The organism is Pseudoclavibacter helvolus, from assembly GCF_014191305.1.
GTDB classification, from domain to species: domain Bacteria; phylum Actinomycetota; class Actinomycetes; order Actinomycetales; family Microbacteriaceae; genus Pseudoclavibacter; species Pseudoclavibacter helvolus.
This window is the reverse complement of sequence record NZ_JACHWJ010000003.1, coordinates 514,748-529,389: the sequence shown is the minus strand read 5'-3', so window position 1 is coordinate 529,389 and position 14,642 is coordinate 514,748. Positions and strand designations below refer to the sequence as shown.

The following is a 14,642-nucleotide window of genomic DNA, read 5'->3' as shown; positions in this document are numbered from 1 at the left end:
CGGCAACGTGGTCGGCCTCATGCCGCACCCCGAGCACGCGGTCGAGCTCGGCTTCGGGCCGGACACGGCGACCCACATGGCCTCCGGCCTCGACGGGCTCCCGATCTTCCGCAGCGCCGTCGAGGCGCTCCTCGCACGCGTCTAGACGTTGCCTGAAGCGAAGAGGGCGAGCGCGCCGATGACGCAGGCCGAGGCGACAACCCCCGGGACCACCGCACACGGCAGGCACCTCACCCCGCGCATCTTGCTGCGCGCCGTCTCGATCGGCGAGGCCATCACGTGGGCTCTTCTGCTCACCGGCATGTTCCTCAAGTACGTGACGCAGACCACCGACCTGCTCGTGTCAGTCGGCGGTTCGCTGCACGGCGCGATGTTCATGGTCTACCTGGTCGTGACGGCGTTCGTCGGCATCAACCAGCGCTGGCCGTGGTGGATGTTCGGGCTCGGCTGGTTCGCGGCGATCCCGCCGTTCGCGACCCTACTCTACGACTGGTGGGCCGAGCGCCGCGGCGCACTCGAGGGCGGCTGGCGCGACGCGCCCGCGAAGGGCTTCTCGTTACAGCGCATCGTGCGGTGGTTCGTCGACCGTCCCATCACGATGAGCGCGGCCGTCATCGTGCTCGCCGTCGTCATCCTCACGGGCTCCCTGAGCGGGGCGCTGGTCGGGCCGACCGGCGCCCACTAGGGCCGCCAACACACCCCAGACGAACGAAGAGGGCGGATGCACGCGCATCCGCCCTCTTCGTCTGTCCCAGGTCAGCGACCCGGCGGCCTAGCGGCCGAAGAAGATCTTCGCCTGGTCCCAGCGGTCCTGCGGGACGGTCTTGAGGCCGTCGAGCGCCTCCTCGAAGGCGACCGTCTGCATCTCAGTGCCGCGAAGCGCAACCATGTTGCCCCACTGCTTCGCGTTGACCATGTCGACGGCGTACTGGCCGAAGCGGGTCGCGAGCACGCGGTCGAACCCGGTCGGCGCACCACCACGCTGGATGTGGCCGAGCGTCGTGTTGCGGGTCTCAATGCCCGTGAGCTTCTCGAGCTCAGCGGTCACGTAGTCGCCGACACCGCCGAGCAGCGGACGCCCGGAAACCTCGGTGCCCTGTGAGAGCACATCGTCCATACCCTCGGGGATGAAGCCCTCGGCGACGACGACCAGCGGCGAGCGGCCACGCTGGTGCACCTCCTTGACCCATTCGGCGACCTGCGTCATCGCGACCTTCTGCTCGGGGATGAGCACGGCGTGCGCGCCGGCCGCCATGCCAGAGTGCAGGGCGATCCAGCCGACGTGGCGACCCATGACCTCGGCCACCATCACGCGGTGGTGCGACTCGCCGGTCGTGCGGAGACGATCCATGGCGTCGGTCGCGATCTGCACGGCCGTGTCGAACCCGAACGTGTAGTCGGTTGCCTGGAGGTCGTTGTCGATGGTCTTCGGCACGCCGATGACCGGGATGCCCGCGTCAGCCAGGCGCTTCGCGCCGGCGAGCGTGCCCTCGCCGCCGATCGCGATGAGAGCATCCACCGAATGGCGCTCCATCATGACGGAGATGTTGTCCGGTCCACCGTTGGGGCCGTCGAACGGGTTCGTGCGCGAGGTGCCGAGGATCGTGCCGCCCTGCTTCGCGAGGCCGCGCACCTTCGTGCGGGGGAGGTCCATGACATCGCCCTCAATGACGCCCCGCCAGCCGTCGCGGAAGCCCACGAACTCGTTGTCGTAGGTCTTGATGCCGTGGAGCACGCTGCCGCGAATGACAGCGTTGAGTCCGGGGCAGTCGCCGCCGCTGGTCAGCAGTCCGATCTTCATGCGTTCGTTCTCCTCTGGGTGTGGCAATACACGCAAACAGCCATCACGGTCGAGTAGCCCACCCACTGCGGAACGAATTCAGTGCAGAAGCGGATTCCTGCGTTGGAAGACGGCTCGACTGCGACAGTACCGGGTCCGGGTGTCTCGCGCGATTTCTGCCGATTTCCCAGCCCCGCCGCGAGCTACGCCGAGGCCTTGCCGACCATGCGCAGCGCGAGGAAGATCGCGCCAACCATGAGCACGGCGCCGACCGCCGACGTGACGGTGCTACCAGCATCAAAGGCGTGGAACGCCGAGTCGAGGAGCGTCTGCGCCTGCGCCGTCATGCCGCCCGCCTCGAGCTCGTTCGAGACGTTCACGGCGCCAGCGAGGGTCTCGCGTGCCGCGTGCGCCTGCTCAGCTGTCGCGCCCTCCGGCACAACCATGCCGGACCGGTAGCTCGCGGTGAGCACCCCGCCGAGCACGCTTGTCCCGAGCACCGCACCAACCTCGTACGCCGTCTCCGAGACCGCGGATGCGGCACCGGCCTTGGCGGGCGGCACACTCGCGATGATGACGTCGTTCGAGAGCGTCTCGGCGATCGCGATGCCGGCCGCGAGCAGCGTGAACGCCGCCACGAGCATCCAGAGCGGCGCGGAGCCGCCCGTGATGGCGAGCGACAGGTAGGCGAGGAAGGCGAGCCCGAGCCCGAACGCCATCGCGATGTGCACCTTCACGTGGCGCACAACCCGCACGATGAGGAGGCCGGCAACGATCATCATGACCGTTCCTGGCAGCAGCATGAGGCCAGCCTGGAGTGGCGTGAGGCCGAGGATGAGCTGCAGGTGCTGCGACAGGAAGAAGAGCAGTCCGACGAGCGCGACGACGCTCACGAGGTTCACGAGCACCGAGCCGGTGAAGGCGGGCACCGCGAAGAGTCGCATGTCGAGGATCGGGTTCTCCTGCTTCAGGAGTCGCCGCACGAACAGCCAGCCGGAGAGCAGGCCAACCAGGAGCGCGCCGACCGAGATGAAGTCGAGGCCGTCGGTCGCCGTGTGCTTGATGGCGAAGACGATGGGAGCAAGCGCCGCCATCGAGAGCAGGATCGCGGGCACGTCGATGGGGCCGGGGTTCGGGTCGCGCGACTCGGTGACGAGCAGGGGCGCGAAGATCAGGAGCGGCAGCAGGAACGGCACCGCGATGAGGAACACGGAGCCCCAGTGGAAGTGCTCGAGGAGCACGCCGCCGACGATCGGCCCGATGGCCGTGCCCGCTGAGAAGCCGGTCGCCCAGATGGCGATGGCGAGGCGGCGCTGCGCGCGGTCGTGGAACATGCCGCGCAGCAGCGAGAGCGTGCAGGGCATGATCATGGCGCCGAAGACACCGAGCAGCAGTCGCGAGAGCAGGAGCATCTCGGCCGAGACGGAGAACGCGGCCAGCACCGAGACGAGCGCGAAGCCCGTCGATCCGATGAGCAGCAGCTTCCGGCGGCCGATGCGGTCGCCGAACGAGCCCATCGTGACGAGCAGTCCGGCCAGAACCAGCGGGTAGATGTCGATGATCCAGAGCTGCATCGCCGCACTCGGCTCGAGGTCGAGCGCGATGTAGGGAAGGGCGAAGCTCAGGACCGTGTTGTCGATCGACACGAGGAGGACGGGGAGCATCAGCACCGCGAGGCCGAGCCATTCCTTCCGGCCTGCGCGCTGTTCGATCAGTGTGGTCATGAAAGAGGACTATACCGACCAGCCGGTACAGTTGGCAACTGTAGGATGGCGGCCATGAGCTCCGCCAGAGAGAAGATCCTCGACGCCTACGAGGAGTCACTGACAACAGTGGGCGTCGCCGCGACCACCCTCGACGCCGTCGCCCGCATCGCCGGCGTCTCCAAGGGCGGGCTCATCTACCACTTCCCGTCGAAGGAGGCGTTGGCGGATGCGCTCATCGCGCGCTTCGCGGGCATGGCTCGGGCCAGCGCAGATCAGCTGCAGGGCGACGCTGCGACCACGGTCCGCCACTTCATCGAGATGAGCAGCTCCGTCGGCGACGAGCTCGACACCGCCTGGCTCGCCGTCATGAATCTCTCCCGCAACGGCAACCAGAGCGCAACCCGGGCCATCCTCGAACTCGAGCGTTCGTGGCACGACGCGATCCTCGAGTCGACCGGCAGCCCCCTCGTAGCCCACATGACGAAGCTCGTCGGCGACGGCCTCTACCACTCGACGTCGTTCGTCACCGAGTCACGCGAGAGCCTCCCCGAGGCAGCCAAGCTCCTGCCGAGCGAGGAAGAACGCGAGGCGATCATCCGCACCCTCCTCGACCTGCTCGAGGACTAGCGCGCTTCACCTGACCAACTTGCGGGACGAAACACCTCAGACCGACCCCGGGCACGAATGTCAAGCTGTGTGGAGTCACTTGCGTCATGCTGCGACGGGTTCGTTGGGGAGGTTGATGCCGACTCGGCTGGCTGGTGATGGGGTCTTCGGGCGGGCTCGGAAGCGCGCGGGATGAGCGTCGTGGTAGACCTGAAGTGCGGTATCGCGGGCCGTCCAGATCTGCCGCCAGGAGCCGTCGTGGACCTGCGCGGGCGTGAATAACGCGATCGCGGAATGCCGATGCTCCGTGTTGTACCAGATCACGTAGTCCTGGATGTAGGCGCGGGCCGCGTCGAGGTCGGTGAACACTTTCGGGTAGCCGGGCCGGTACTTCATGGTCCGGAATCCGGCCTCGGAGAACGGGTTGTCGTTCGACGTGTACGGGCGGTTATGCGACATGCCCACGCCATGCGCGGCCAGGGCATCGCGCAACAGAGTCGAGCGCATCGCTGCCCCGGAATCCGCGTGCACGAATTGGGGCGCGCCATGCGCTCGAATCGCGTCCTCGAACATGTCCCTCGCGAGGGAATCTACTTCCCGGTCCTCGACACGGAACCCCACGATGCGGCGGGAGTAGATATCGATGACCTTGTACGCCTTGAACGTCTTGCCCCGCCAGGGCGAGTAGAGGTCGGTGATGTCCCACGACCACACCTGCCCCGGACCCGAGGCGCTCGCTCGTGAGATCGCCACGGCGATCGAGGGCGTCAGCACTCCCTTCGATGCCATCCTCCTCGCCCAGTACTCACTTGCCCCCGCCGCTCCCCTGCTGAGCGAGCAGCTCGACGTCCCGCTCTTCTCCACCCCCGGCAGCGCGGCCGATCTCCTGGCCGCACGCCTCAACGCGGCGGGACAACGCTCGTGATCGGCGCGATCGCCGACGACTTCACTGGCGGCACCGACGTGGCCGTCGCGCTCCGGCAGGGCGGGCTGCGCACGCTCATCTATTTCGGCGCACCAGACCCGGTCGAATCGCTGCCCGAGCACGACGCCATCGTCATCGCGCTCAAGACACGCACCGTGGCCCCGGCTGACGCGGTCGCCCAGTCGCTCGCCGCAGCCGAGTGGCTGCTCGCGCACGGTGCGACGCAGCTCTTCTTCAAGTACTGCTCGACCTTCGACTCCAAACCGGAAGGCAACATCGGGCCGGTTGCGGATGCGCTGGCCGCACTTGTCGGATCCCGGGTCATCGTCGCGGTTCCGAGCGCGCCTGAGCACCTGAGGACGCAGTACATGGGGCATCTGTTCGTCGACCGGCAGCGTCTCGACGAGTCGCCGCTTCGCCATCACCCCCTCACGCCCATGACCGACTCGTCCGTGCCAAGGCTGCTGCAGGCGCAGACCACCGCTCGCGTCGAACTCCTGGACCTGCGAGCCGTGCGCAGCGGGAGCATCCACCTCCGCCAGCGCCTCGACGCGCTGGTGGACGCGGATTCGCGAGGTGCTACGGAGACACGAAGCTACGCAGTTGTCGATGCCCTGACAGAGGACGACCTGGTCCAGATCGGCCGGGCCTGCCTGGGCGACCCGCTCCTGACCGGCGCTGCTGGCCTCGCCAGAGGGCTCGCGACCGCCGTCACCGAGACGCGAGCCGCGTCGCTCGCCGCGTTCGAGCTGGGCGACGACCTCCTGCCAGCACCAGGGTCAGCCGCGGTGCTCGCCTGCAGCTGCTCGGCGCGCACGTTGCAGCAGATCGCCGTGCTGCAGTCGCACGGCCACCCCTCGTTCCAGCTCGATGCCCGGCGCACACAGGACCCCCTCGCACTCGCCGGGGACGCGCTGCGATGGTTCGACGAGCTGGACACCGTCAAGGAGCCGCTGTTCTTCTCCTCGCTGCCACCGGCTGAGCTGCGCGCTGTGCAGCTCGAACTCGGGACAGACACAGCGTCCGGCATCCTCGAAACCGCTATGGGGCTCATCGCAGTCGGGTTGCGCGCCAGAGGCACGGCGCGGGTCATCGTCGCCGGCGGCGAGACCTCGGGGGCCGTCGTGACTGCGCTCGGCATTCAGGGCGCCATTATCGGCGCCGAGATCGCACCGGGTGTGCCCTGGATCCACACGGTCGACGAGGCCCCGATCTCGCTCCTCCTGAAGTCCGGCAACTTCGGCGAGGTCAGATTCCTCGCCGAAGCTCTCGAGGAGACCGTGGTGGTTTGATGAGCCCCACCGGCGAGCAGCGTTCCCGGGAGGAGCTCGCCAACGCGGCACGTTCCCTGTTCTCGCGGGGCCTCACCCACGGAAGCACGGGCAACGTCAGCGTGCGCTCTGGTGAGCAGATCCTCGTTACCCCCACGGGGGTCAGCCTCGGGCGGGTCGAGCCAGACGCGCTCTCCGTTATCGATGCTGCCGGCCGTCACATCGACGGGCCAGCGCCGACCAAGGAGGCGTTCTTGCACGCCGCCGTACTGCGGGCAAGACCGGACGCGAACGCCGTCGTACACACGCACTCCACCTACTCGGCGGCGGTCTCCGACCTCGAGGCGCGCTACCCCGCCGTGGCCGTCACGCGCTGAAGCCGGACTCGGCCCTGCACGTCCACTTCTGGACTCGGTGAGCACCGCCGGCCAACTCGCGTGACGATACGAACGTGTGGCAGCCATTGCACGCCGGTGGGGCGCATCCATCACGGAAGTTGGACGGCGCCTACCGGGTCAAGGACGCGGCTCTGCCAGCCGACCTCAAGGCCGCGCTCGACGCGAACCCGGCTGCGCTCGCCTACTTCGAGGCGATGAAGAAGCAGGAGCGCTTCCAGGTCATCTTCCGCATCACGAACATCAAGACTCCCGCGATCCGCGCCGCGCGCATCCAGGACGTCGTCGAGAAGGCCGCCCGCGGCGAGAGCCACTACAAGTAGGCACCTCGCGCGGCGCCACCCCACGAGAAAAGCTGGCCAGATGCATCCCCCTGAGATCAGGAGAGGTGCATCTGTCCAACTCTTGTGCCCGTCGGGGCGGCCGGGGGCCGCCAAGCAGGTGCGGGTCAGCGCAGTACGCGCTCCGAGATGAACGCGCGCAGAGCCTGCTCGTCGTCGTCGAGCTCGACGACCCGCTGCGGGGCGTCGAGGAGGGCCTGCGTCTCCGCGTCGACCTCCACCTGAGCGCCGAGCGCCTCGGAGATCGTGTCGGCGAACTTCTGCGGCTTCGCGGTCTCGAGCACGAGCATGGGCACGCCGTCCTCGAGGTGCTCGCGCGCGACCTTCACGCCGTCGGCGGTGTGCGGGTCGATCGTGACACCGGATGCGTCGTGCACGCTGCGGATCGTCGCGAGGCGGTCCGCGTGGGTGCTCGTGCCGCTGACGATGCCGAAGAGCGGCTCGAACGTGTGCTGTGCCTCCGACAGGTCGATCTCGCCCGTCTCGGCGAGCTCGCTCCACGCGGCAGCGGTGCGACCGCCGTCGCGGCCGAGCAGCTCGAACACGAAGCGCTCGAGGTTCGACGCGCGCGACACATCCATCGACGGGCTCGACGTGGCGAGCGTGTTCTCAGCGTTGCGCGGGCGGTAGAAGCCCGTGCGGAAGAACTCGTCGAGGACGTTGTTCTCGTTGACCGCGAGGACAAGCTTGCGCACGGGCAGGCCCATGAACTTCGCGTACAGGCCGGAGAGGATGTTGCCGAAGTTGCCGGACGGGACCGCGAACGACACCTCGAAGCCGTCGCGCGCATCCGCCGACAGTTCGTCGGTCGCACGCAGCCACGCCCACACGTAGTAGGCGATCTGGGCCGAGATGCGGCCGAAGTTGATGGAGTTGACGGCGCCGATGTTGTTGGCGCGCTTGAAGTCGATGTCCTCCGCGAGGCGCTTCACGAGGTTCTGGCAGTCGTCGAAGACTCCCTTGACCGCTATGTTGTGCACGTTCTCGTCCTGCAGCGAGTACATCTGCGCGCGCTGGAAAGCGCTCATGCGGCCCTGCGGCGAGAGCATGAAGACGGAGACGCGCTCGCGACCGCGCAGCGCATGCTCGGCGGCCGAGCCGGTGTCGCCGGACGTCGCGCCGAGCACGTTGAGGACGCGGTCGCGCTTGCCGAGCACGTAGTCGAGCGTCTGCCCGAGGTACTGCATGGCCATGTCCTTGAACGCGAGGGTCGGCCCCTCGGACAGGCCGACGAGCGTGAGCTGCGCATCCAGTTTCTGGAGCGGCACGACGTCCTCGGAAACGAAACGACCCTCGCCGTACGCGTGCGCCGTGAGCTGCTCCAGGTCTTCGCGCGGGATGTCGGTCGCGAAGAGTCCAAGCACCGCCGTCGCGAGACCTGCGTAGTCGAGCGAGCGCCAGCTCTCGAGGTCCTCGTTCGTGAAGCGAGGTAGCAGCTCCGGCACGGCGAGCCCGCCGTTCGGCGCGAGGCCCTCGAGAAGAACGTCGGAGTAAGAACCGAGCGTGCCGCCACGGGTAGAGATGTATTGCAAGTTCGCTCGCCTCAGTCGTCATGTTTCACCGGGAATGTGCGCACCCATCGTATCGGGGCGGCTCAGTCGCGCGAGGTGCCCTTGACTTCCGGCGTCTGCTCCGGCGTCGGCTCTGGGGCCTGGACTTCCAGCGCGCGCGTCTCGTCGACGAGGTCGGCGCGACGCTTGCCTGCCGCCCCGACGGCGAACTGATAGGCGAGAAGCAGCAGCACGAGCCACACCGCGCCTACGACCAGCGCGACGCGCGTGTTCTCGAACCAGCCGAGCACGCCGAGCACGAACACGAGGAAGCCGAGGGTCGCCCACGACGCGTACGGCCACAGCGGCACGGGGAACTCGGATGCGCTGCGCCCGCCGCGCGCGATGTCGCGCTTCATGGCGATGTGCGAGCAGACGATCATGATCCACACCCACACGGTCGCGAAGGTCGCGATGGAGGCGATCACGAGGAACACGTCCTCTGGGATCACGGCGTTCATCCACGCGCCGACCGAGAGCGCCGCGACCATGAGCGCTACCGTCGCCCACGGCACGCCGTTCCTCGAGACGCGCAGGAACACGCGGGGCGCCTGCCCCTGCTCGGCGAGGCCGAAGATTATGCGGCCCGCCCCGAACACGTCCGAGTTGATAGCGGAGAGCGCCGCCGTGATGACGACGAAGTTCAGGATGTGCGGGGCCGCCGGGATCCCGAGGCCATCGAAGATCGACACGAAGGGGCTCGCGTCTCCCGTGATCGTGTTCCAGGGCGCCAGCATCATGATGACCGCGAGCGCGCCGACATAGAAGAGGAGGATGCGCAGCGGCACGCTGTTGATGGCTTTCGGGATGACGCGCTTCGGGTCCTGCGCCTCGCCCGCCGTGATGCCGATGATCTCGATGCCACCGAACGCGAAGACCACGATCGCGAACGACGCGATGAGCCCTTCGATGCCCATGGGGAAGAATCCGCCGGTCGCCGGGTTGAAGAGCGCCCCGATGCCCGACGCATCCGGCGACTGGTTGCTGAACCCGAAGATGATGATCGCGATACCGCCCGCAATCATCGCGATGATCGCCGTGACCTTGACGAGGGCCAGCCAGAACTCGAGCTCGCCGAACGCGCGCACGCCGAGCAGGTTGATGGCGGCGATGAACAGGATGACGGCGACGATCCACACCCACCGGGCCACGTCGGGGTACCAGAAGCCCATGTAGACGCCGAAGGCGGTGACGTCGGCGATCGCGACGACGACCATCTCGAACGCATACGTCCAGCCGGTGATGAAGCCCCAGCGCGCGCCGAGGTAGCGGTTCGCGAACTGCCCGAAGGACCCCGTCACAGGGTGACGCACCGTCATCTCGCCGAGGGCGCGCATCACCATGAAGACGGCGGCGCCCGCGATCATGTATGCGAGCAGCACCGCGGGGCCAGCCGCCTGGATCGCGGCCGACGAGCCGTAGAAGAGGCCCGTTCCGATGGCCGAGCCGAGCGCCATGAAGCGGATGTGCCGCGCCGTCAGTGCCCTCGCGAGCGGCCGCTTGCGCGTCGCCCCGGTGTCGATTGCGGTGTTCTCGACCGTGTTCATGCGCAACTCGTGTCTCTCGTGATTCGCGTGGCGCATCCACCCGACCGTCTCCTGCGCCGGCGCGCCACCTGCGGAATCGTAGCGCCTCGCGCGGTGCGGGTTTCGGCAGCACGGCGGCAGCGACAGCCCCGCAAGCTGGCAGCCCGGCAGCGGCCTGGGCGCTGCCTGGCGGCTGCTTGGCGGCTGCTTGGCCGCGGGCCCAACTGTCAATTTGAGGGCGAATCCGTGGGGGCTGTGGGCGACCGCCCCGGTTTTGCAAGGGCGCTCGGTCTGCGGATATGGGGCTGCGAGGCGCTTCGCCCCCAAATTGACGAGGAAGCGAGCGAGCAGGCAAGCCGATATGCGGCCACCCCAGCGCGCGACGCTCTGGCATCTCTGAGCGCGGCACGCTGACGGCGCCCGTCAGGCTCACGCTCGGCGCAGCAACATGCCGAGAACACACACAAAACTCCTGCAAGCGCACGGCTGCTTGCCCTAGGTTGGCGTCGAGCATCTGCCCCCGGTTCGCAGGGGCGTCGAGGAGGACACCATGCCAGAGACACTTCCGCTACCGGAATCGCCCCGCCAGGGCGTTGAGCGCTTCGACCTGACCGCCGTGCCGCTCGCCGTCGCGCGCTACGACAAGGTCACGATGGGCGAGCTGCGCACGCTCTTCGACACCACGTTCCAGGCCCTTGGCGCCGCGATCGGGGCTGACAAGGTGCAGCCGGCAGGGCCCGCCCTTGCCGTCTACCACGGTGACCCGTCGCAGACGTTCGACGTGGAGATCGGCTTCCCGGTCGCCGAGCCCATTCGAGAGAAGACGCTCGTCGGCGACATCACGATCCAGAACTCCACGCTGCCGGCCGGTCCTGCGGCGGGAGCTTCGCACCTCGGCTCGTTCGACGGCCTCGGAGAATCCTGGGGGCGCCTTATGCAGGACATCCTCGACTCCGGCGACGGCCCTGGCTCGATGGTGGAGATCTACGTCACCGAACCGAGCCCCGACATGAACCCCGACGACCTGCGCACCGACCTCATCGTGTCGCTCGCCCCGCGCGGGTAGGCCACCGGCAGGTCCGCAGACCTGGGCCCCGGGCATCCGTTCGGCGGCGAGCGGATGCGCAAGCCCCACGTCCGTGCAGGGAAAGCGCGGTGCACTCGCGCAGACCTATGACGCGCGCATCCGCAGTGCGTTCTGCCGGTGCGCAATGCCGACGTCTGCGAGTAGAACGCCCCGCGCGCCAACAGACCTGGGCCCGGGCATCCGTTCGGCGGCAAGCGGATGCGCAAGCCCCACGTCTGCGGCGGGACTGCGCCCGCCCCGCAGGAGGAGCAAGCTTCAGGCCGGGGTGCAGACGCCCCGCGGCCGCGTCTCAGACGAGGGCGGCGCCTTGGGAGGGGAGCACCTCGAACGTTGCGGGCTCGGTGAAGCCGGCCGCGGCGAAGGCGTCGTGGATGCTGCGCGAGATGGATGCGAGATCGTCGCGTTCCACGAGCGCGATCGCCGCTCCCCCGAAGCCGCCGCCCGTCATGCGCGAGCCGATCGCGCCTGCAGCGACGGCCGTCGATACAGCGAGGTCGAGCTCGGGCACTGAGATCTCGAAATCGTCGCGCATCGATGCGTGCGACTCGGCGAGCAGCGGGCCGATGCTGCGCGGCCCCGCGTCGCGGAGCGCATCCACGACGGCGAGCACCCTCGCGTTCTCGGTCACGATGTGGCGCACGCGGCGGAAGGTCTCCTCGTCGAGCAGCTGCTGTGCCCGCTCGAGGTCGTCGACGCTCACGTCGCGCAGCGACGAGACGCCGAGCCCCACGGCTCCCCGCTCGCAGGACGCGCGCCGGTCGGCGTAGCCGCCGTTGGCGTGGGCGTGCTCGACGCGCGTGTCGATGACCAGCACCGCGAGCCCCTGCGCCTCGAAGGCGAGCGGCACAACCGTCGCCTCGAGCGAGCGGCAGTCGAGCAGCACGCCGGAGTCGCGCTGGCCCAGCAGCACCGCGGACTGGTCCATGATGCCCGTCGGCGCGCCGACGGCTTCGTTCTCGGCGAGGCGGCCGATGCGGGCGAGCGTCCGCCGGTCGAGCCCGAGCTGCCAGAGCTCGTCGATCGCGACGGCCACGGCCCCCTCGAGGGCAGCGGATGAGGACAGCCCAGCCCCGAGGGGCACGTCAGACTCGACGTGTAGGTCGACCCCACGAACCGAACTCAGGTCGCCGCCCAGCTCGCCGGCCGCCCAGATGACCCCGAGGGCATACGCCGACCAGCCGTCGAGCGCATCCGGTGCCAGGTCGTCGATCGCGATCTCCTCGACGCCATCGCGCAGACCACTCGAGACGCGGACGAGGCGGTCGTCGCGCAGCCTGGCGGCGACAACCGTGTGCCGGTCGATCGCAAACGGGAACACGAAGCCCTCGTTGTAGTCGGTGTGCTCGCCGATGAGGTTCACGCGTCCCGGCGACGACCAGAGGCCGGTCGGTTCGCCACCGTGGACGCGCGCGAATGCATCCGCCGCGGCCGTCGCGAGCTCGGGCCGGGTCACGCTGCGTCCACCTTCGCGAGTGCCGCGCGCAGCAGACCTGCGGTGGCTTCTGGCGGGACGTCGCCGATGAAGGCGCCCATGGCGGACTCGGATCCGGCGAGGAATTTGAGCTTGTCCTCGGCTCGACGAGGCGACGTGATCTGCAGCATGAGCCTGATGTCCTCTCGGCGCCGCTTGACGGGCGCCTGGTGCCAGGCGGCGATGTACGGGGTCGGGGTGTCGTAGATCGCGTCGATGGCGCGCAGCACGCGGCGGTACTCGCGGGCGATCTCGTCGCGCTCCTCCGGCGTCGTCTCGGCCAGGTCGGCTACGTGGCGGTGCGGCAGCATGTGCACCTCGAGGGGCCAGCGGGCGGCGAACGGCACGAAGAACGTGACGTGCTCGCCGCGGATGAGCACGCGGTCGGAGGCCTGCTCGAAGTCGAGGATGTCCTGGAACAGCGTCGGCCCGTAGCTCTCAACCGAGCGAATGAGGGCGGCCGTGCGGGGCGTGATGTACGGGTACGAGTAGATCTGACCGTGCGGGTGGTGCAGCGTCACGCCGATGTCCTTGCCCCGGTTCTCGAAGGGGAAGACCTGCTGCACGCCTGGCAGCTGCGAGAGGGCGGCCGTGCGGTCGGCCCAGGCCTCGACAACGGTGCGGGCGCGCGAGAGCGAAAGCGAGGCGAACGACCCCTCGGACTCGGGGCTGAAGCACACGACCTCGCAGCGACCGATCGACGGCTTGGTTCGACCGAGGCCGACGGATGCGAGTTCCGCGAGCTGCGCATCCGGGTCGAAGTCGGCGCCGGCGAGCGTCGGTCCGAACGAGGGCGACTTGTTCTCGAAGACGGCGACGTCGTAGTTGCTCGGTACCTCGGTAAGGTTCGCCGGCGACGAAGGCGCGAGGGGGTCGAGGTGCTTGGGCGGCAGCATGACGCGGTTCTGGCGGGCGGCGGCGATGGAGATCCACTCACCGGTGAGCGGGTCCTGACGCATCTCGGCGACGGGCGGCCGGTCGGCGGGCACGCGGCTGTCGAGAGCGCGCTCCGGGTCGAGCGTCGTGTCGGCGTCGTCGAAGTAGATGAGCTCGCGGCCGTCGGAGAGCAGCGTCTGGCGCTTGACGATGTTGTTCGTGAGGGATTGCACGCTCCGATTACGCCACTTTCGTTTTCGAAAGTCAAGCGCGAATTTGCTTGCGAAGGCGTAAGCTGTGCAGTGTGGTGAACAACGACACGACCCCAGACCGCCCAGCGGAGGCGCGCAGAGCCGACGTGGTCGAGCTCGTCAAACGTACCGGCTTCGCCAGGGTCGCGGATCTGAGCCGCGAGCTCGGAGTGTCGGAGGTCACGGTGCGGTCAGACCTGACCGCGCTCGAGCGCGAGGGAATCCTCGGCCGCGTGCACGGCGGGGCCATCTACGGGCACGGGCCCGCGGGCCTCGAGACGTCCTTCGAGACGGCGCAGCAGAACGCCGCCGACGAGAAGCGCCGCATCGGCGCCGCCGCGGCCGCGCTCGTCACGAGCGGCTCGAGCGTGCTCCTCGATGTCGGCACGACGACGACCGCCGTCGCCGAGGCCCTGCTCGCGCGGGACGACCTCGACGACGTCGTCATCATCACCAACGGCCTCTCGATCGCGCTCGCGCTCGAGTCGGCCATCCCCCGCTTCACGGTCGTCGTGACCGGCGGCACCCTGCGGCCGCTGCAGCACTCGCTCGTCGCGCCGTACGCCTCCGCGATGCTCGAGCAAATCCACACCGACCTCGCGATCATCGGATGCACGGGCGTGCAGGTCGGGGCGGGCGTCACGAACGTGAACCTGCCGGAGTCGGAGCTCAAGCGCGCCATGCTGCGCACCGCCGACCGCTCCGTCGTCGTCGCCGACGCGAGCAAGCTCGGCCGCGCGCACGTCGGCGTCATCGGCGGCCTCGACGAGTTCGAGAGCGTCATCACCGGCACGGAGGCTGATGCTGCCGAGGTCGCTGCGCTCCGCGCCGCCGGGTGCGACGTGCGCCTGGTGTAG

General features: G+C 68.7%; 15 protein-coding genes and 1 pseudogene. 9 read left to right on the top strand and 7 right to left on the bottom strand.

Annotated elements, in window-relative coordinates; all coding sequences use genetic code 11:
* Together FHX72_RS19055 and FHX72_RS12265 are read left to right on the top strand one after the other, a co-directional pair.
* A pseudogene (locus FHX72_RS19055) lies at positions 1–145 on the top strand (phosphoribosylformylglycinamidine synthase subunit PurQ); the annotation flags it as partial.
* Positions 146–178: 33 nt separating this feature from the next.
* Positions 179–685, top strand: coding sequence for a DUF3817 domain-containing protein (locus FHX72_RS12265; protein ID WP_068482541.1), 507 nt, complete (start codon positions 179–181; stop codon positions 683–685).
* 87 nt (positions 686–772) lie between these two features.
* Here FHX72_RS12265 and FHX72_RS12260 read toward each other — a convergent pair whose 3' ends face one another.
* The gene (locus FHX72_RS12260) at positions 773–1,801 is read right to left on the bottom strand and encodes an ATP-dependent 6-phosphofructokinase (RefSeq protein ID WP_068482538.1); all 1,029 of its coding nucleotides are present in this window, start codon (positions 1,799–1,801) and stop codon (positions 773–775) included.
* A gap of 182 nt (positions 1,802–1,983) precedes the next feature.
* Positions 1,984–3,504 (bottom strand): MFS transporter, encoded by a 1,521-nt coding sequence (locus tag FHX72_RS12255; protein WP_068482535.1) that lies wholly within the window; start codon positions 3,502–3,504, stop codon positions 1,984–1,986.
* A gap of 54 nt (positions 3,505–3,558) precedes the next feature.
* Between FHX72_RS12255 and FHX72_RS12250 the strand changes: the two genes are divergently transcribed.
* Entirely contained in the window at positions 3,559–4,113 is a 555-nt protein-coding gene (locus FHX72_RS12250; protein ID WP_068495148.1) for a TetR/AcrR family transcriptional regulator, read from the top strand.
* Positions 4,114–4,197: 84 nt separating this feature from the next.
* On the opposite strand, the gene FHX72_RS12245 is transcribed toward FHX72_RS12250, so the two are convergent.
* Positions 4,198–4,806, bottom strand: coding sequence for a DDE-type integrase/transposase/recombinase (locus tag FHX72_RS12245; RefSeq protein ID WP_183625380.1), 609 nt, complete (start codon positions 4,804–4,806; stop codon positions 4,198–4,200).
* Here FHX72_RS12245 and FHX72_RS12240 point away from each other — a divergent pair.
* From FHX72_RS12240 to FHX72_RS12225, 4 genes are all read left to right on the top strand, one after another.
* Positions 4,790–5,017: a hypothetical protein gene (locus FHX72_RS12240; protein ID WP_183625378.1), complete on the top strand. Its 228-nt coding sequence runs from the start codon at positions 4,790–4,792 to the stop codon at positions 5,015–5,017. The two genes, FHX72_RS12245 and FHX72_RS12240, sit on opposite strands and share 17 nt — an antisense overlap.
* Complete coding sequence (otnK, locus tag FHX72_RS19740) at positions 5,014–6,309, top strand: 3-oxo-tetronate kinase (protein ID WP_183625376.1); 1,296 nt, start codon at positions 5,014–5,016, stop codon at positions 6,307–6,309. Before FHX72_RS12240 ends, otnK begins: the two co-directional genes overlap by 4 nt.
* Positions 6,309–6,665, top strand: a complete 357-nt coding sequence (locus FHX72_RS12230) for a class II aldolase/adducin family protein (RefSeq protein ID WP_183625374.1) — start codon at positions 6,309–6,311, stop codon at positions 6,663–6,665. Before otnK ends, FHX72_RS12230 begins: the two co-directional genes overlap by 1 nt.
* A 74-nt stretch (positions 6,666–6,739) precedes the next feature.
* Positions 6,740–7,006 carry a YdeI/OmpD-associated family protein gene (locus tag FHX72_RS12225; protein WP_183625372.1) on the top strand — a complete coding sequence of 89 codons (267 nt, stop codon included), beginning with the start codon at positions 6,740–6,742 and terminating at the stop codon, positions 7,004–7,006.
* Positions 7,007–7,131: 125 nt separating this feature from the next.
* Here FHX72_RS12225 and thrC read toward each other — a convergent pair whose 3' ends face one another.
* A complete protein-coding gene (gene thrC, locus FHX72_RS12220; protein WP_183625370.1) occupies positions 7,132–8,556 on the bottom strand; it encodes a threonine synthase in 1,425 nt (474 codons plus the stop codon).
* A gap of 62 nt (positions 8,557–8,618) precedes the next feature.
* Complete coding sequence (locus tag FHX72_RS12215; RefSeq protein WP_244964200.1) at positions 8,619–10,121, bottom strand: amino acid permease; 1,503 nt, start codon at positions 10,119–10,121, stop codon at positions 8,619–8,621.
* Between the two features lie 529 nt (positions 10,122–10,650).
* Between FHX72_RS12215 and FHX72_RS12210 the strand changes: the two genes are divergently transcribed.
* A complete protein-coding gene (locus tag FHX72_RS12210; RefSeq protein WP_183625366.1) occupies positions 10,651–11,166 on the top strand; it encodes a GyrI-like domain-containing protein in 516 nt (171 codons plus the stop codon).
* 310 nt (positions 11,167–11,476) lie between these two features.
* Here FHX72_RS12210 and galK read toward each other — a convergent pair whose 3' ends face one another.
* Entirely contained in the window at positions 11,477–12,640 is a 1,164-nt protein-coding gene (gene galK, locus FHX72_RS12205; RefSeq protein WP_068482509.1) for a galactokinase, read from the bottom strand.
* Positions 12,637–13,767, bottom strand: a complete 1,131-nt coding sequence (galT, locus tag FHX72_RS12200) for a galactose-1-phosphate uridylyltransferase (protein WP_068482506.1) — start codon at positions 13,765–13,767, stop codon at positions 12,637–12,639. Before galT ends, galK begins: the two co-directional genes overlap by 4 nt.
* A 71-nt stretch (positions 13,768–13,838) precedes the next feature.
* Here galT and FHX72_RS12195 point away from each other — a divergent pair, with 71 nt between their 5' ends.
* A complete protein-coding gene (locus FHX72_RS12195) occupies positions 13,839–14,642 on the top strand; it encodes a DeoR/GlpR family DNA-binding transcription regulator (protein WP_282856576.1) in 804 nt (267 codons plus the stop codon).